20 protein-coding genes are annotated in these 15295 nt (G+C 62.2%); 7 read left to right on the top strand and 13 right to left on the bottom strand.

All coding sequences use genetic code 11. The features are described 5' to 3' along the window. Window positions 1-1440 carry a metalloprotease TldD gene (gene tldD / locus ABE456_RS16535; RefSeq protein ID WP_346644870.1) on the top strand — a complete coding sequence of 480 codons (1440 nt, stop codon included), beginning with the start codon at window positions 1-3 and terminating at the stop codon, window positions 1438-1440. Between the two features lie 35 nt (window positions 1441-1475). Here tldD and yjgA read toward each other — a convergent pair whose 3' ends face one another. After that, the gene (yjgA, locus tag ABE456_RS16540; protein WP_009683052.1) at window positions 1476-1997 is read right to left on the bottom strand and encodes a ribosome biogenesis factor YjgA; all 522 of its coding nucleotides are present in this window, start codon (window positions 1995-1997) and stop codon (window positions 1476-1478) included. Window positions 1998-2106: 109 nt separating this feature from the next. Here yjgA and pmbA point away from each other — a divergent pair, with 109 nt between their 5' ends. The 6 genes from pmbA to ABE456_RS16570 all read left to right on the top strand — a co-directional run bounded on the left by pmbA (window position 2107) and on the right by ABE456_RS16570 (window position 7473). After that, window positions 2107-3453 carry a metalloprotease PmbA gene (pmbA, locus tag ABE456_RS16545; RefSeq protein WP_346644871.1) on the top strand — a complete coding sequence of 449 codons (1347 nt, stop codon included), beginning with the start codon at window positions 2107-2109 and terminating at the stop codon, window positions 3451-3453. Window positions 3454-3694: 241 nt separating this feature from the next. Continuing rightward, window positions 3695-4096, top strand: coding sequence for a FagA protein (locus tag ABE456_RS16550; RefSeq protein ID WP_346644872.1), 402 nt, complete (start codon window positions 3695-3697; stop codon window positions 4094-4096). Next, complete coding sequence (locus ABE456_RS16555; protein ID WP_346644873.1) at window positions 4089-5465, top strand: class II fumarate hydratase; 1377 nt, start codon at window positions 4089-4091, stop codon at window positions 5463-5465. Before ABE456_RS16550 ends, ABE456_RS16555 begins: the two co-directional genes overlap by 8 nt. 28 nt (window positions 5466-5493) lie before the next feature. Further along, on the top strand, window positions 5494-5955 hold the full coding sequence (locus ABE456_RS16560; RefSeq protein ID WP_346644874.1) for a hypothetical protein: 462 nt from the start codon (window positions 5494-5496) through the stop codon (window positions 5953-5955). 1 nt (window position 5956) lies between these two features. After that, entirely contained in the window at window positions 5957-6568 is a 612-nt protein-coding gene (locus ABE456_RS16565; RefSeq protein ID WP_346644875.1) for a superoxide dismutase, read from the top strand. A gap of 11 nt (window positions 6569-6579) precedes the next feature. Further along, on the top strand, window positions 6580-7473 hold the full coding sequence (locus ABE456_RS16570; protein ID WP_346644900.1) for a ZIP family metal transporter: 894 nt from the start codon (window positions 6580-6582) through the stop codon (window positions 7471-7473). A 37-nt stretch (window positions 7474-7510) separates the two neighbouring features. Here the strand turns inward: ABE456_RS16570 and ABE456_RS16575 are convergent, their stop codons facing one another. From ABE456_RS16575 to ABE456_RS16630, 12 genes are all read right to left on the bottom strand, one after another. Further along, on the bottom strand, window positions 7511-7831 hold the full coding sequence (locus ABE456_RS16575; RefSeq protein WP_346644876.1) for a helix-turn-helix transcriptional regulator: 321 nt from the start codon (window positions 7829-7831) through the stop codon (window positions 7511-7513). Continuing rightward, a complete protein-coding gene (locus ABE456_RS16580) occupies window positions 7824-8195 on the bottom strand; it encodes a type II toxin-antitoxin system RelE/ParE family toxin (RefSeq protein ID WP_346644877.1) in 372 nt (123 codons plus the stop codon). Before ABE456_RS16580 ends, ABE456_RS16575 begins: the two co-directional genes overlap by 8 nt. Before the next feature lie 86 nt (window positions 8196-8281). Next, the gene (locus ABE456_RS16585; RefSeq protein ID WP_346644878.1) at window positions 8282-8554 is read right to left on the bottom strand and encodes an HPr family phosphocarrier protein; all 273 of its coding nucleotides are present in this window, start codon (window positions 8552-8554) and stop codon (window positions 8282-8284) included. A gap of 19 nt (window positions 8555-8573) precedes the next feature. Continuing rightward, window positions 8574-9428, bottom strand: a complete 855-nt coding sequence (gene rapZ / locus ABE456_RS16590) for an RNase adapter RapZ (RefSeq protein WP_346644879.1) — start codon at window positions 9426-9428, stop codon at window positions 8574-8576. Between the two features lie 2 nt (window positions 9429-9430). Further along, a complete protein-coding gene (gene ptsN / locus ABE456_RS16595; RefSeq protein WP_015269060.1) occupies window positions 9431-9895 on the bottom strand; it encodes a PTS IIA-like nitrogen regulatory protein PtsN in 465 nt (154 codons plus the stop codon). 12 nt (window positions 9896-9907) lie between these two features. Beyond that, window positions 9908-10216, bottom strand: coding sequence for a ribosome-associated translation inhibitor RaiA (raiA, locus tag ABE456_RS16600; RefSeq protein WP_003255135.1), 309 nt, complete (start codon window positions 10214-10216; stop codon window positions 9908-9910). 79 nt (window positions 10217-10295) lie between these two features. Beyond that, complete coding sequence (locus ABE456_RS16605) at window positions 10296-11789, bottom strand: RNA polymerase factor sigma-54 (protein ID WP_346644880.1); 1494 nt, start codon at window positions 11787-11789, stop codon at window positions 10296-10298. A 176-nt stretch (window positions 11790-11965) separates the two neighbouring features. After that, window positions 11966-12691 carry an LPS export ABC transporter ATP-binding protein gene (lptB, locus tag ABE456_RS16610; protein WP_300025442.1) on the bottom strand — a complete coding sequence of 242 codons (726 nt, stop codon included), beginning with the start codon at window positions 12689-12691 and terminating at the stop codon, window positions 11966-11968. After that, window positions 12692-13216, bottom strand: a complete 525-nt coding sequence (gene lptA / locus ABE456_RS16615; protein ID WP_346644881.1) for a lipopolysaccharide transport periplasmic protein LptA — start codon at window positions 13214-13216, stop codon at window positions 12692-12694. It abuts the gene before it with no gap. Beyond that, window positions 13203-13775, bottom strand: coding sequence for an LPS export ABC transporter periplasmic protein LptC (lptC, locus tag ABE456_RS16620; protein WP_012270659.1), 573 nt, complete (start codon window positions 13773-13775; stop codon window positions 13203-13205). The genes lptA and lptC overlap by 14 nt, the downstream gene beginning before the upstream one ends. An 8-nt stretch (window positions 13776-13783) precedes the next feature. Next, window positions 13784-14308: an HAD family hydrolase gene (locus ABE456_RS16625; RefSeq protein WP_336335460.1), complete on the bottom strand. Its 525-nt coding sequence runs from the start codon at window positions 14306-14308 to the stop codon at window positions 13784-13786. A 12-nt stretch (window positions 14309-14320) separates the two neighbouring features. Continuing rightward, on the bottom strand, window positions 14321-15295 hold the full coding sequence (locus tag ABE456_RS16630) for a KpsF/GutQ family sugar-phosphate isomerase (protein WP_346644882.1): 975 nt from the start codon (window positions 15293-15295) through the stop codon (window positions 14321-14323).

Here is a 15295-nt window from a genome sequence, read left to right on the forward strand (position 1 = left end):
ATGAGCCAGATGTTATCCACCGTCAGTGAGCAGCTCCTGGCCCCAGGCGGCTTGACCCTGGACAGCCTGCAGAGCGTGCTGGGTGAGTTGGCCGGCCCCGGCATCGACGCCGCCGACCTGTATTTCCAGGGCCAGATATCGGAAACCTGGGCGCTGGAAGACGGCATCGTCAAAGAGGGCAGCTTCAACCTCGACCAAGGCGTGGGCGTGCGTGCCCAGTCTGGTGAAAAGACCGGCTTTGCCTACAGCAACGCCATCAACCTCGAAGCCCTGACTTCGGCAGCCCGCGCTGCCCGGTCAATTTCCCGTGCCGGGCAGAACGGCACGGTGCAGGCCTTCCGTAGCCAGGACGTGATCGCCCTGTACCCAGCGGACAACCCGCTGGATGTGCTCAGCCGCGCAGAAAAGGTTGAACTGCTCAAGCGCGTCGACGCCGCCACCCGGGCCTTGGACCCACGTATCCAGCAAGTCAGCGTGAGCATGGCCGGGGTCTGGGAACGCATCCTGATCGCTGCAGCTGATGGCAGCCTGGCCGCCGACGTGCGCCCGCTGGTGCGCTTCAACGTCAGTGTCATCGTCGAGCAGAACGGTCGTCGCGAGCGCGGCGGGCAGGGCGGTGGCGGGCGTACCGACTACCGTTTCTTCACCGAAGAGCGGGTGATGGGTTATGCCCGCGAGGCACTGCGCCAGGCCCTGGTGAACCTCGAAGCGATCCCGGCGCCGGCGGGTACCTTGCCGGTGGTCCTGGGTTCGGGCTGGTCGGGCGTGCTGTTGCACGAGGCCGTTGGCCATGGCCTGGAAGGTGACTTCAACCGCAAGGGCAGTTCGGCGTTCAGCGGCCGCATTGGCGAGAAAGTGGCGTCGAGCCTGTGCACCATCGTTGACGATGGCACCCTCGAAGGCCGCCGTGGTTCGCTGAGCGTGGACGACGAAGGCACCCCGACCGAATGCACAACGCTGATCGAAAACGGCGTGCTCAAGGGCTACATGCAGGACAAGCTGAACGCGCGCCTGATGGGCATGGCGGTGACCGGCAACGGCCGCCGCGAATCCTACGCGCATCTGCCAATGCCGCGCATGACCAACACCTACATGCGTGCCGGCGAGAGTGACCCGCAGGAAATCATCGCTTCGGTTAAGAAGGGTATCTACTGCGCCAACCTCGGTGGTGGCCAGGTGGATATCACCAGCGGCAAGTTCGTGTTCTCGACCAGTGAGGCCTACCTGATCGAAGACGGCAAAATTACCGCACCGGTGAAGGGCGCGACCCTGATCGGCAATGGTCCGGAGGCGATGAGCCGGGTGTCGATGGTCGGTAACGACCTGGCGCTGGACAGCGGGGTAGGGACGTGCGGCAAGGACGGGCAGTCTGTGCCGGTCGGGGTGGGGCAGCCTACCTTGAAGCTGGATGCGATTACCGTGGGTGGTACGGGGGCGTGATGGCCCTGGGGGCCGCAAAGCGGCCCCCTAGGGACTCAGCGCAAGCCGCGCTGCAGCTCGTCGAGGTCGCGGATGTACTTGAACACCTTGCGCGCGGCGGCTGGCGGTTTGTTCCGGGCCTTCTCGTGCTGGGCATGGCGCACCAGCGAGCGCAGCTGCTGGCGGTCGGTGTCGGGGTACTCGTTGACGAAGCGTTCGAGGTCTTCGTCGTTGCCGTCGATCAACCGGTCGCGCCAACGCTCCAGGCCGTGGAAGCGCTCGTTGTACTGGCGGGTCGAGCTGTCCATCTGCTCGAGCAAGGCATGGATGGCATCCAGGTCCTGCACGCGCATCAGCTTGCCGACAAACGACATGTGGCGTTTGCGGGCACCGTGAGCTGTGTGCTTGCTGGCCTCGGCCAGGGCCTTGCGCAGCTCGTCGGTCAACGGCAGGCGGGCCAGGGTATCGGCCTTGAGCGTGGTAAGGCGCTCGCCGAGTTCGACCAGCGCATGCAGTTCGCGCTTGATCTGGGTTTTGCTTTTTTCGCCGTCGAAGGCGTCGTCGTTTGAATCAACCATGGTGGCAGTCCGCTAGAAATCGCCGCCATGATAACCAGTCGGGGGCCGCTTGTCCGGCCCGGTCGTAGAATGACCCCAAGCCGTACGCAGAATTTGAGTGGAGAGAACCATGAGTGCAGTCCAGAGCGTAGGTCCGAAAGACCTGCCAGCATTGCAGGAGCAAGTCGAGGCGATCATCGCCGAGGCGCGCCGCCAAGGGGCCAGTGCCTGCGAAGTGGCAGTGTCGCTGGAGCAGGGCCTGTCCACCACGGTACGCCAGCGCGAGGTCGAGACGGTCGAGTTCAACCGTGACCAGGGCTTTGGCATCACCCTCTATGTCGGCCAGCGCAAGGGCTCGGCCAGTACCTCGGCCAGTGGCCCGGACGCGATCCGCGAAACAGTCGCCGCTGCGCTGGCGATTGCCAAGCATACGTCGGAAGACGAATGCTCCGGCCTGGCCGACGCGGCGCTGATGGCCCGTGAAATTCCAGACCTGGACTTGTATCACGACTGGGATATCGAGCCCGAGAAGGCTATCGAGATGGCCCTGGCTTGCGAGGCGGCGGCGTTCGACGCCGACCCGCGCATCCTCAACGCTGACGGCACTACCCTCAACACCCACCAGGGTTGCCGGGTGTATGGCAACAGCCACGGCTTTATCGGCGGCTACGCCTCGACCCGGCACAGCCTGAGCTGCGTGATGATCGCCGAAGGCGACGGGCAGATGCAGCGTGACTACTGGTACGACGTAAACCGCCAGGGCAAGCTGTTGGCCGACCCACGTAGTATTGGCGTGCGCGCTGCCCAGCGGGCCGCCAGCCGCCTTGGCGCGCGGCCGGTACCGACGTGCGAGGTGCCGGTGCTGTTCTCGGCCGAGCTGGCCGGCGGCCTGTTCGGCAGCTTCCTGTCGGCCATCTCCGGCGGCAACCTGTACCGCAAGTCGTCGTTCCTTGAGGGCACCATTGGCCAGCGTCTGTTCCCTTCCTGGCTGACCCTCGACGAGCGCCCGCACATTCCGCGCGCGCTGGGCAGTGCGGCGTTCGACGGTGATGGCCTGGCCACCTACGCCAAACCGTTCGTCGACAAAGGCGAGCTGGTGTCGTACCTGCTGGGTACCTATTCCGGGCGCAAGCTGGGGTTGCCCAGCACCGCCAACTCGGGTGGCGTGCACAACCTGTTCGTCAGCCATGGTGTCGAAGACCAGGCTGCATTGATCCGCCGCATGGGCCGTGGGCTGCTGGTGACCGAGCTGATGGGGCATGGCCTGAACATGGTGACCGGGGATTACTCCCGTGGCGCGGCAGGGTTCTGGGTTGAGAATGGCGAGATCCAGCACGCGGTGCAGGAAGTGACCATTGCCGGCAATATGAAGGACATGTTCCAGCAGATTGTGGCGATTGGCAGTGATCTTGAAACCCGTAGCAACATTCATACAGGGTCGGTGCTGATCGAGCGAATGACTGTTGCAGGTAGCTGATCTTTAGCCTGTACCGGCCTTTTCGCGGGCTTGCCCGCTCCCATAGGTACAGCGCAATAGCTGACATGTGGTGATTCTGTGGGAGCGGGCAAGCCCGCGAAAGGGCCAGTGCAGGCATAAGAGAATTTTCAGTCAAACAGAATACCCGGCCCCTGCGCCGGGTTTTTTTATTCATCAGCTTTTCCTTGAAGTGATTCTGGTTATCACTTAATAATGAATATCATTATCCAGTAACCCGGCGATGATGTTCATGAAACCCGTCCTCCGCGAACTGCCCTACCTGGAAAACTGGCGCTGGCTCAGCCGGCGCATCCGCTGCGCACTCGAACCCGACGAGCCGCGCCTGATCGAGCATTACCTGGCCGAAGGCCGCTACCTGGTGTGCTGCACCGAAACCTCGCCATGGACGGTGGCGCTGACCTCCTTCCGCCTGCTGCTGGATACCGCCTGCGACCGCATGCTGCCCTGGCATTGGCGCTGCCTGTGCCTGGACCAGGCCTGGCGCCCGCTGCTGGACCTGCGCAACCTCGACCGTCAGGAACACAACCAGCGCTGGCAGCCCTACGCCCTGCAGTTGGCCAATTGCCGCCTGCTGCCGTCGATTTCTCCCGATGAACTGATGCAAGGATTTGATGATGAGTGATACCCGTAACGAGCGTGACAGCATGGGCGAACTGCAGGTGCCGGCCCAGGCCCTGTACGGTGCCCAGACCCAGCGCGCGGTCGACAACTTCCCGATCAGCGGCCAGCGTATGCCGGCCCAGTTCATTCGTGCCTTGCTGCTGGCCAAAGCTGCCGCGGCCAAGGCCAACGTCGAGCTGGAGCAATTGTCTGCGGCGCAGGGCCAGGCCATCGTCAAGGCCGTCGAGCAACTGCTGGCAGAAGACTTCATCCAGCACTTCCCGGTGGATGTGTTCCAGACCGGCTCCGGCACCAGCTCGAACATGAACGCCAACGAGGTGATCGCCACCTTGGCCAGCCGTGTACTGGGCGAGGCGGTCAATGCCAACGACCACGTCAACTGTGGCCAGAGCAGCAACGACATCATCCCCACCACCATTCACGTCAGTGCCGCGCTGGTCCTGCACGAACAACTGTTGCCAGCCCTGGCGCATCTGGTGCAGGTGATCGAGACCAAGTCGGCGCAGGTGCATCAGTACGTGAAGACCGGCCGTACCCACCTGATGGACGCCATGCCGGTGCGCATGAGCCAGGTGCTGGATGGCTGGGCGGCGCAGGTCAACGGCGCCAAGGCGCATATCGAAGCTACCCTGCCGAGCCTGCAGGCGCTGGCACAGGGTGGCACCGCCGTGGGCACCGGCATCAACGCCCACCCACAGTTCGCTGCCGGTTTTGCCCGCCAGCTCAGCGGCCTGACCCAGGTCGAATTCACCCCCGGGCAGAACCTGTTCGCCCTGATCGGTTCGCAGGATACCGCCGTTGCTCTGTCTGGCCAGTTGAAGACCACCGCTGTGGCGCTGATGAAGATCGCCAACGATCTGCGCTGGATGAACTCCGGGCCGCTGGCCGGCCTGGGTGAAATCGAGTTGCAAGGCCTGCAGCCGGGCTCTTCGATCATGCCAGGCAAAGTCAACCCGGTGATCCCGGAGGCCACTGCCATGGTCGCCGCCCAGGTGATCGGCAATGACGCCACCATCGCCATCGCTGGCCAGTCCGGCAACTTCGAACTGAACGTGATGCTGCCGGTGATCGCCCGCAACCTGCTCGAGAGCATCGAGCTGATGGCCAACGTCAGCCGCCTGCTGGCCGACAAGGCCATCGCGAGCTTCAAGGTCAATGAAGGCAAGCTCAAGGAAGCCTTGGCGCGCAACCCGATCCTGGTCACCGCGCTGAACCCGATCATTGGCTACCTCAAGGCTGCCGAGATCGCCAAGACCGCCTACAAGCAGGGCCGCCCGATCATCGATGTGGCGCTGGAGCACACCGACCTGTCGCGTGACCAGCTGGAGGCGCTGCTGGACCCGGAAAAACTCACCGCCGGCGGTATCTGACTCTGCGTCACCGCTCAGGAGGCTTGTCATGCAGCACTGGAAACGCACCACGGAAACCGCCAACCGCCTGTTCGAACAAGGTGAGCTGGTCGATGCCCGGGAACACTACCTGCAAGCCCTGGCGCTGGCCCAGGTGTTGTTCGAGCGCTGGCATGACGTCGACGAAGCGGTGGCCGCTTTCGTCATCGCCCACCACAACCTGGCCGACCTGCACCTGCGCCTTGACCAGCCGCATGAAAGCGCCGACTACCTGTGCGCCGCTCACCAGCGGCTGCTGCAGGCCAGCCAGGAGGCGCGCCTGCCCCAGGCGCTGCGTGAAGCAGCCTTGCGCCACAGTGGGCGGACCTACACCGAACTGCTGAGCTTCATCGCCGAGTACGGCCAGTACCCGCGGACCGAGCGCCTGCTCAACCGCCACAGCGTCGGGGCCAGCGAACTCGCTACCCGGCCGGATGTGGCGCCTAGAACCCACGCCTACGGAATTCACTGACATGCCTCATACCTTGCCTGCATTGCCTTACGCCTACGCTGCGCTGGAGCCGCACATCGACACGCAGACCATGGAAATCCACCACACCAAGCACCACCAGACCTACGTCAACGGCCTCAACGCTGCCGTCGAAGGCACCGAGTGGGCCGAATGGCCCGTTGAAAAACTGGTCGGCGCGGTCAGGCAACTGCCGGAAAACCTGCGTGGTGCGGTGACCAACCATGGCGGCGGCCACGCCAACCACAGCCTGTTCTGGACCGTAATGTCGCCGCTGGGCGGCGGTGAGCCTGTGGGCCAGCTGGCGCAAGCCATCACCGCACAACTCGGCGGCTTCGAGGCCTTCAAGGAGGCTTTCACCAAAGCTGCGTTGACGCGCTTCGGTAGCGGCTGGGCCTGGCTCAGCGTGACGCCGCAGAAAACCTTGGTGGTGGAGAGCAGCGGCAACCAGGACAGCCCGCTTATGCACGGCAACACGCCGATCCTCGGCCTGGACGTGTGGGAGCATGCCTACTACCTGAAGTATCAGAACCGTCGTCCTGAATACATCGGCGCCTTCTACAACGTCATTGACTGGGCGGAAGTGGAACGCCGTTATCTTGAAGCCCTGAAGTGAGTCGAACCGGTATGCGCTCTGAGGTGATGTCTGTCAGCAGTGTGCGCCTGTTTCGCCTGGCGCTTGGGACTTTGCTGTTGCTGGTTGGCACCGCGTTGCTGGTGGCGCGCGGCCTCGCCTGGCTGGACCTGGAACCGCGCATGTTGCGTGCCCTGGAGGGCGGCGCATTGTGCGCACTGGGAACAGCGCTGGGCGCGGTACCGGTACTGGTCATTCGTAACATGCCGGTGGCGCTGGCCGACACGCTGCTGGGCTTCGGCGCCGGGGTGATGTTGGCGGCGACCGCATTCTCGCTGATCATCCCAGGTCTGGATGCGGCCCAGGCCATCGGCTTCAGCCAATGGGGTGCGGGTGGCTTGGTCAGCTTCGGCTTGATGTTCGGTGCCTTGTGCCTGTTCCTGGTCGACCTCAAGGTCTCCGGCGCCTCGCCGGAAGCGCTGGTCGGCAGCGAGAACCAGCCGGTGATTGCCGCGCGTATCTGGCTGTTCGTCATCGCCATCATTGCCCATAACATTCCCGAAGGCATGGCCATTGGCGTATCGGCCGGTGGCGGCATGCCCGACGCCGACAGCCTGGCCATGGGCATCGCCTTGCAGGATGTGCCCGAGGGGCTGGTGATTGCACTGGTGCTGGCGGGGGCGGGGATGCCGCGCTTCAAGGCATTCCTGATTGGCGCGGCTTCGGGCCTGGTCGAGCCGGTGGCGGCGGTGATCTGCGCCTGGCTGGTGAATGTTGCCGAGTTGCTGCTGCCGCTGGGCTTGGCCTGCGCAGCGGGGGCGATGCTGCTGGTAGTGACCCAGGAAATCATCCCCGAATCGCGCAGCAACGGCCATCATCGTCTGGCTAGCTTGGGGCTGTGTATCGGCTTCTGCCTGATGATGGTGATGGATACGGCGATGTCGTAAGTCAGCTTGGGGCGCGCTTGCTGCTTGCAGGCGCCCATCAGGTGAAGATGACTTCCACGCGACCTTCGCGACGAGAGCGGGGGGCCGCTTTGACCACAATTTGTACATCTCGCCCGAGTCGTGCCAGGCAATCGATCATCTTGGTTTCACTGATACCGCGAAACTTGCCGCGCATCATCTCGGATACCTTGGGTTGGGATAACCCAAGTACTGTTGCGGCCTGAACCTGGGTGAGGTGACGAGCCTTGATGATGCTGCAGATCTTGCTGGCAAGCTGTGCTTTTACCAGCATCTCGTTGGCGTCGGCAGTGTTGAGGTCGGCATAAACGTTACCGCTGCCTGCTTCGATCTCAGTCATTTGTTTCTCCTCTTAGGTGAGCCTCCGCCAGCTTCAGGCCTGACCTGATCAGGGCGATGTCGTGGCCGGCAGTCTTGATGCCAGAGGTGGACTTCTTCTGAAAGCAATGCAGCACATAAACCGCCGAGCCAAAGCTCACGGTGTACACGGCCCGGTAAGTATTGCGGTTGTAATCCTCCACAACCTCCAGCACCCCTGCACCTGTAAAACCCTTAAGGGTCTTCGCTTGCAGGTGCTTGCCACCTTCCTGCGCCTGATGCAATGCAAAACCGAAGATGTCCTGTACATCCTCTGGAAGTGCTTGAAGATCTTTCTTGCTGCTGCCTACCCAGTACAGCGTTCTGACTCGTTTGAATGCATCCATGCCATGGCCTCAATCTATACCTATATAGGTATAAACACAACGACGCCTGATTGCATCCTGACAATTGACAGAAGATGTTGCTGGGCTTACTCGCCTTCGTCGAAGAAGTTGTTGATCAGCTCAACCAGCGCGTCCATGGCATCGTTGTCCTGTTCACCTTCGGTATGCAGGTGCACCTGGGTGCCTTTGCCGGCCGCCAGCATCATCACCGCCATGATGCTCTTGCCATCTACCAGTTTGTCCGGCGCACGGCCTACCCTGACGGTGCAGGGGAAGCGGCCGGCCACGCCGACGAACTTGGCTGCCGCCCGGGCATGCAGACCCAGCTTGTTGATGATGGTGATTTCACGGGCGGGCATCGTGGGGTGGATCCTTGGGCTAGAGGTCGCGGTGGCGGACCTGGACGTTTTTCAGGGTTTTTTGCAGCTGTTGACCAAGGCGCTCAGTGATGTACACCGAACGGTGGTGGCCGCCGGTGCAGCCAATGGCAATGGTGACGTAGGCGCGGTTGCTGGCGGCAAAGCGGGGCAGCCACTTGAGCAGGTAGCTGGAGATGTCGTTGTACATGTCCTCGACATCCGGCTGTGCGGCCAGGTAGTCGATCACCGGTTGATCAAGGCCGGAATGCTCACGCAGCTCGGGCTTCCAGTAAGGGTTGGGCAGGCAGCGCACATCGAACACCAGGTCGGCGTCGACCGGCATGCCGCGCTTGAAGCCGAACGACTCCACCAGGAACGCAGTACCAGGCTCAGGCTGGTTAAGCAGGCGCAGCTTGACCGAATCACGCAACTGGTACAGGTTGAGGTTGGTGGTGTCGATCTTCAGGTCGGCCAGGTCGGCAATCGGCCCCAGCAGGTCGCTTTCCACGCGGATGGCTTCTGCCAGCGAGCGATCAGCATTGGTCAGCGGGTGACGCCGGCGGGTTTCCGAGAAGCGCTTGAGCAGCACGTCCTCATCGGCGTCCAGGTACAGCACGTCGCACTTGATATGCCGGGCACGTGCTTCTTCAAGCAACTCGGGGAAGCGTGTCAGGTGGCTGGGCAAGTTGCGCGCATCGATCGACACGGCGACTTTGGGCTGCAGCAATTCGGTATTGATCAGCGCATTTTCCGCCAGCTGCGGCAGCAGCCCGGCGGGCAGGTTGTCAATGCAGTAGTAACCGTTGTCTTCCAGGACATCGAGGGCGGTGCTCTTGCCGGAGCCGGACCGGCCGCTGACGATGATCAGGCGCATGTTCAGTGCTCGTTCTGTACGTCCAGGACAACCTGGAACAGGGCCTCACTGCTGGTGGCCGCACGCAGGCGATCACGGACCTCCTTGCGATCGAGCATGCTGGCGATCTGACGCAGCAGTTCCAGATGGGCATCGGTGGCGGCTTCAGGCACCAGCAGGACGAACAGCAGGTCTACTGGAGCGCCATCGATGGCGTCGTAATCGATTGGAGCCTCCAGGTGCAGCAGGGCGCTGACTGGAGCGGAACATCCTTCAAGCCGACAATGCGGGATGGCGATGCCATTGCCGAAACCGGTCGAACCGAGTTTTTCCCGGGCGACCAGTTTTTCGAAGACGTCTTGCATCTCCAGTTCTGGCACTTGTTCGGCGATGACGGTGGCGACCTTTTCCAGGGCGCGCTTCTTACTGCCGCCCGGCACGTTCACAAGGGAACGGCCGGGGGTCAGGATGGTTTCAAGTCGGATCATGGATGAGGGGGATCAGCGGGCAGCTGCACCTTGCAGCAGGCTTTGCTGTTTTTCCTTGTGTTTTTTCAGTTGGCGGTCGAGCTTGTCGGCCAAGGCGTCGATCGCTGCATACATGTCTTCGTGTTCGGCGTTGGCAACCACTTCGCCGCCGGGAATTTGCAGGGTCGCCTCGACCTTCTGCTGCAACTTCTCGACTTTCATGATGACCTGCACGTTGGTGATCTTGTCGAAGTGACTTTCCACGCGAGCGAGCTTTTCAAGCACATAATCGCGCAGTGGCTGGGTGACTTCTACATGCTGTCCACTGATATTGACTTGCATACAGCTTCTCCTTTGTTGCCCGTGCATAAAGAGGCAGGTCTTGCACCTGCCCCACAAACGCTGTGGCACATCTCAGGGGCTACATCAGTCGCTTGCGCTCGCTCGACGGTGCGATGCCGAGGGACTCGCGGTACTTGGCGACGGTGCGACGGGCTACCTGGATGCCTTGTGCCTCCAGTAAACCAGCGATCTTGCTGTCACTCAATGGCTTTTTCTGATTTTCCGCTGCAACCAGTTTTTTGATGATCGCGCGGATCGCTGTGGACGAGCATTCTCCGCCTTCGGAGGTGCTGACGTGGCTCGAGAAAAAGTATTTCAGTTCGTAGATGCCGCGTGGCGTGTGCATGTATTTCTGCGTGGTGACACGCGAAATGGTCGACTCGTGCATGCCCACCGCTTCGGCGATGTCATGCAGCACCAGCGGTTTCATTGCTTCGTCGCCATGGTCGAGGAAGCCGCGCTGGTGTTCGACGATCTGCGTGGCGACCTTCATCAGGGTTTCGTTGCGGCTTTGCAGGCTCTTGATGAACCAGCGTGCTTCCTGCAGTTGGTTGCGCATGAACGTGTTGTCGGCGCTGGTGTCGGCACGACGCACAAAACCGGCGTACTGCGGGTTGACGCGCAGGCGCGGGATGGCCTCCTGGTTCAGTTCCACCAACCAGCGGTCGCTGTCCTTGCGCACGATGACGTCGGGCACGACGTACTCGGGCTCGCTGGACTCGATCTGCGAACCGGGGCGCGGGTTGAGGCTTTGTACCAGCTCGATGACCTGGCGCAGTTCGTCTTCCTTGATTTTCATGCGCCGCATCAGTTGGCTGTAGTCGCGGCTGCCGAGCAGGTCGATGAAGTCGGTGACCAGGCGCTTGGCTTCGGTCATCCACGGGGTGCTGGCGGGCAACTGGCGCAGTTGCAGCAACAGGCATTCGCCCAGGTTGCGGGCGCCGACGCCGGCTGGCTCGAACTGCTGGATGCGGTGCAGTACCGCTTCGACCTCGTCCAGTTCGATATCCAGCTCTGGGTCGAACCCTTCGCAGATTTCCTCAAGGGTGTCTTCCAGGTAGCCCTGGCCGTTGATGCTGTCGATCAGGGTGACGGCAATCAGGCGGTCGGTGTCGGACATCGGCGCCAGGTTCAGCTGCCACAGCAGGTGGCTCTGCAGGCTCTCGCCGGCCGATGTGCGTGTGGTGAAGTCCCACTCGTCGTCATCGTTGCTCGGCAGGCTGCTGGCACTGGTCTGGTAGATGTCTTCCCAGGCGGTATCGACCGGGAGCTCGTTGGGGATGCGCTCGCTCCACTCACCGTCTTCCAGGTTGTCGGCACTGATGGTGCTTTCCTGGAAGCTGTTGTCCTGGGCTTCGGTGGCCGGCTTGTTCTCGGCGTTGTCCGCCATCGGGTCGCTGTTGTCGAAGTCGTCGCCGTCTTCCTGGCGTTCGAGCATCGGGTTCGACTCCAGCGCTTCCTGGATTTCCTGTTGGAGGTCCAGGGTGGAGAGCTGGAGCAGGCGGATGGCCTGTTGCAACTGCGGTGTCATCGTCAGTTGCTGGCCCATTTTTAGGACGAGCGATGGTTTCATGGCAGGGGCTTAATACCTTGTTCGCCGGCGCGCATGCGCCATCCACTACACGAGGGCGCCGGGGCGCCAGATCAAGCAAGTTTTATGCCTTAAATTGTAGCGTTTGCCTAGAGTACCGTTACAACTTTAACCCCGGATTCAGGGCGATTTGCCAGTACTCCAGGCGCGTACCGGGGTCAGAGCCGGAACTCATGGCCCAGGTAAACCTCTTTGACCAGTTCGTTGGCCAGGATGGTCTCGGCGTCTCCTTCGGCGATCAGCCGGCCATCATTGACGATATAGGCGGTTTCGCAAATATCCAGGGTCTCACGCACGTTGTGGTCGGTGATCAGTACACCGATGCCTTTGGCCTTGAGGTGGTGGATGATCTGCTTGATGTCGCCCACGGAAATTGGGTCGACACCGGCGAACGGTTCGTCCAGCAGGATGAACTTGGGTGCGGTTGCCAGCGCTCGGGCAATCTCGACACGGCGGCGTTCGCCACCGGACAGGCTCATGCCGAGGTTGTCGCGGATGTGGCTGATGTGGAATTCCTGCAGCAGGCTTTCCAGCTCTTTACGCCGGCCTTCGCGGTCGAGGTCCTTGCGGGTCTCGAGGATGGCCATGATGTTGTCGGCCACCGACAGCTTGCGGAAGATCGAGGCTTCCTGCGGCAGGTAGCCGATACCGGCGCGGGCACGGCCGTGCATGGGCTGGTGGCTGACATCGAGGTTGTCGATCAGCACGCGCCCCTGTTCGGCCTGCACCAGCCCGACAATCATGTAGAAGCAGGTGGTCTTGCCGGCGCCGTTGGGGCCAAGCAGGCCGACGATCTGACCGCTGTCGATCGACAGGCTGACGTCACGTACGACTTGCCGCCCCTTGTAGCTCTTGGCCAGGTGCTGGGCTTTGAGGGTTGCCATTTACTCGGCCTTCTTCTTGGGCTGGATCACCATGTCGATACGCTGACGCGGCGAGGTCACGTTGCCACCACGACCTGCGGTCGCCACCTGGGTCTGGGTGTTGTAGACGATTTTCTCGCCTTCGGTGGTGTTGCCTTCGTTCTCGACCTTGGCGCGGTCGGTGAGGATAACCAGGTCCTTCTGCGCCTGATACTGGATGGTCACGCCCCAGCCTTTCATCTTGTCTGGCTTGGCCGCGCTCTGCTGCTGCTCGAAGTAGGCCAGGTTGCCCACCGAGGTCACCACGTCGATGTCGCCGGCGGCGGAACGGGTGATGGTCACGGTGTTGCCTTTGATCATCATGGAACCTTGGGTGATGATCACGTCGCCGGTGTAGGTGGCCACGCCTTGCTTGTCGTCCAAGTGGGCATTGTCGGCCTGGATGCGGATTGGCTGGTCACGGTCGTTCGGCAGGGCGAGGGCGCTCGCGCTTCCCAGTGCTGCGCTCAGGCTGAGCAAAAGGGGGAGGGTTTTAACGAGCCTCATACTGTCCTCTTACGTTAGAGAGCAAGTCCATCTTGCCTTCTTTCAAATACGCTTTCATTCCTTTGCCCGTAGTTGTGCCACCGGCGCCGTCGATTCTAACGGCTTGCTCGGTCTGCGCATATTGCTTCTGCGGGAACACGGTCATGCGTGAACTGGTAATGATGGTTTCACGCTGTTTTTCGTCGGTGCGAGCAACCCGTACCTTGTCGATCAACTCGACCTCGGTGCCGTCCGGGTTGACCTCGGCGCGCGTGCTCTGCACGTGCCACGGGTATTCGGTGCCGCGGTACATGTGCAGGTCCGGCGTGGTCAGCAGGGTGATTTCGCTGGCCTTGAGGTGTTCGACCTTGTCGGCAGTCATTTCGTACTGCAGCTTGCCGTCGGGCAGGAACTGCACGCTATGCGCATTGATCGCGTAGTAGTCGATGGCGCTTTCGTCTACCTGGGCCACAGGTTTGTCGAGGAAGCTCTCAGGGCTGACATTCCAGTAGCCGATGGCTACCAGCAGGGCGGCAATCGCCCCGAGCAGCACGATGTTTCGGGCTTTCTTGCTGAACATGGGCAGCCTTACAGGTAGTTGGCGTTGGCAGCGTCCAGGGTGCCCTGGGCCTGCATGATCAGTTCGCAGAATTCACGGGCCGCGCCTTCGCCGCCGCGTGCCTGGGTCACGCCATGGGCGTGCTGGCGAACGAACGGCGCGGCGTTGGCTACCGCCATGCCCAAGGCCACTCGGCGGATCACCGGCAGGTCGGGCAGGTCGTCGCCCAGGTAGGCCACTTGATCATAGCTTAGGCCCAGTTCAGCGAGCAGGCCGTCAAGCACCACCAATTTGTCCTCGCGGCCCTGGTACAGGTGCGGGATGCCGAGGTTTTTCGCCCGGCGCTCGACCACCGGCGTCTTGCGCCCGCTGATGATCGCGGTGGTCACGCCCGAGGCCATGAGCATCTTAATGCCCTGGCCATCGAGTGTGTTGAAGGTCTTGAATTCGCTGCCGTCCTCGAGGAAATACAGGCGCCCATCGGTGAGCACGCCGTCCACGTCGAATACTGCCAGCTTGATGCCTTTGCCGCGTTGCATGAGGTCCTGGTTCATTGCATGGCTCCTTTACATTACGCCGGCGCGCAGCAGGTCGTGCATGTTCAGGGCGCCGGTCGGGCGGTCCTCGCGGTCCACCACCACCAGCGCGCCGATCTTGTGGTCTTCCATGATCTTCAGGGCCTCTGCGGCGAGCATATCGGCGCGGGCCGTCTTGCCGTGCACCGTCATTACCTGCTCGATCAGGGTGGTGTGCACGTCGATGTTGCGGTCCAGGCTACGGCGCAGGTCGCCGTCGGTGAAGACCCCGGCCAGTTTGCCGTCGGCTTCGACGATCACGGTCATGCCCAGGCCTTTGCTGGACATTTCCAGCAGCGCGTCCTTGAGCAAGGTGCCGCGGGGGACCTGGGGCAGCTCGTCGCCAGCGTGCATCACGTTCTCGACCTTGAGCAGCAGGCGGCGGCCAAGCGCACCACCTGGGTGCGAGAAGGCAAAGTCCTCGGCTGTGAAGCCGCGGGCCTCGAGCAGGGCGATGGCCAACGCGTCGCCCAGCACCAGCGATGCCGTGGTGGACGAGGTAGGGGCCAGGTTGAGTGGGCAGGCCTCTTGCTCGACGCGGGCGTCGAGATTGACCTCGGCGGCCTGGGCCAGGGGCGAGTCCGGGTTGCCGGTCAGGCTGATCAGCTTGATGCCGAGGCGCTTGATCAGCGGCAGCAGCGTGACGATCTCGGCGGTGCTGCCGGAGTTCGACAGGGCAAGAATGACATCATCGCGGGTGATCATGCCCATGTCGCCATGGCTGGCCTCGGCGGGGTGCACGAAAAACGCTGGTGTACCGGTGCTGGCCAGGGTGGCGGCGATCTTGTTGCCGATATGCCCGGACTTGCCCATGCCGACCACGACGACCCGGCCTTTGCTGGCCAGGATCAGTTCGCAGGCCTTGACGAAAGTGTCGTCGATGCGCGCCAGCAGGGCCTCTACGGCTTCAAGCTCCAGGCGCAAGGTGCGTTGGGCGGATTGGATCAGCTCGCTGGATTGGCTCAT

It is taken from the genome of Pseudomonas sp. TWI929 (assembly GCF_039673335.1).
Lineage (GTDB): Bacteria > Pseudomonadota > Gammaproteobacteria > Pseudomonadales > Pseudomonadaceae > Aquipseudomonas.

Coding starts and splice junctions, on each gene's coding strand:
- tldD (WP_346644870.1), top strand. CDS start 1: ATGAGCCAGATGTTATCCACCGTCAGTGAGCAGCTCCTGGCCCCAGGC.
- yjgA (WP_009683052.1), bottom strand. CDS start 1,997: ATGGTTGATTCAAACGACGACGCCTTCGACGGCGAAAAAAGCAAAACC.
- pmbA (WP_346644871.1), top strand. CDS start 2,107: ATGAGTGCAGTCCAGAGCGTAGGTCCGAAAGACCTGCCAGCATTGCAG.
- ABE456_RS16550 (WP_346644872.1), top strand. CDS start 3,695: ATGATGTTCATGAAACCCGTCCTCCGCGAACTGCCCTACCTGGAAAAC.
- ABE456_RS16555 (WP_346644873.1), top strand. CDS start 4,089: ATGAGTGATACCCGTAACGAGCGTGACAGCATGGGCGAACTGCAGGTG.
- ABE456_RS16560 (WP_346644874.1), top strand. CDS start 5,494: ATGCAGCACTGGAAACGCACCACGGAAACCGCCAACCGCCTGTTCGAA.
- ABE456_RS16565 (WP_346644875.1), top strand. CDS start 5,957: ATGCCTCATACCTTGCCTGCATTGCCTTACGCCTACGCTGCGCTGGAG.
- ABE456_RS16570 (WP_346644900.1), top strand. CDS start 6,580: ATGCGCTCTGAGGTGATGTCTGTCAGCAGTGTGCGCCTGTTTCGCCTG.
- ABE456_RS16575 (WP_346644876.1), bottom strand. CDS start 7,831: ATGACTGAGATCGAAGCAGGCAGCGGTAACGTTTATGCCGACCTCAAC.
- ABE456_RS16580 (WP_346644877.1), bottom strand. CDS start 8,195: ATGGATGCATTCAAACGAGTCAGAACGCTGTACTGGGTAGGCAGCAGC.
- ABE456_RS16585 (WP_346644878.1), bottom strand. CDS start 8,554: ATGCCCGCCCGTGAAATCACCATCATCAACAAGCTGGGTCTGCATGCC.
- rapZ (WP_346644879.1), bottom strand. CDS start 9,428: ATGCGCCTGATCATCGTCAGCGGCCGGTCCGGCTCCGGCAAGAGCACC.
- ptsN (WP_015269060.1), bottom strand. CDS start 9,895: ATGATCCGACTTGAAACCATCCTGACCCCCGGCCGTTCCCTTGTGAAC.
- raiA (WP_003255135.1), bottom strand. CDS start 10,216: ATGCAAGTCAATATCAGTGGACAGCATGTAGAAGTCACCCAGCCACTG.
- ABE456_RS16605 (WP_346644880.1), bottom strand. CDS start 11,789: ATGAAACCATCGCTCGTCCTAAAAATGGGCCAGCAACTGACGATGACA.
- lptB (WP_300025442.1), bottom strand. CDS start 12,691: ATGGCAACCCTCAAAGCCCAGCACCTGGCCAAGAGCTACAAGGGGCGG.
- lptA (WP_346644881.1), bottom strand. CDS start 13,216: ATGAGGCTCGTTAAAACCCTCCCCCTTTTGCTCAGCCTGAGCGCAGCA.
- lptC (WP_012270659.1), bottom strand. CDS start 13,775: ATGTTCAGCAAGAAAGCCCGAAACATCGTGCTGCTCGGGGCGATTGCC.
- ABE456_RS16625 (WP_336335460.1), bottom strand. CDS start 14,308: ATGAACCAGGACCTCATGCAACGCGGCAAAGGCATCAAGCTGGCAGTA.
- ABE456_RS16630 (WP_346644882.1), bottom strand. CDS start 15,295: ATGAGCCAATCCAGCGAGCTGATCCAATCCGCCCAACGCACCTTGCGC.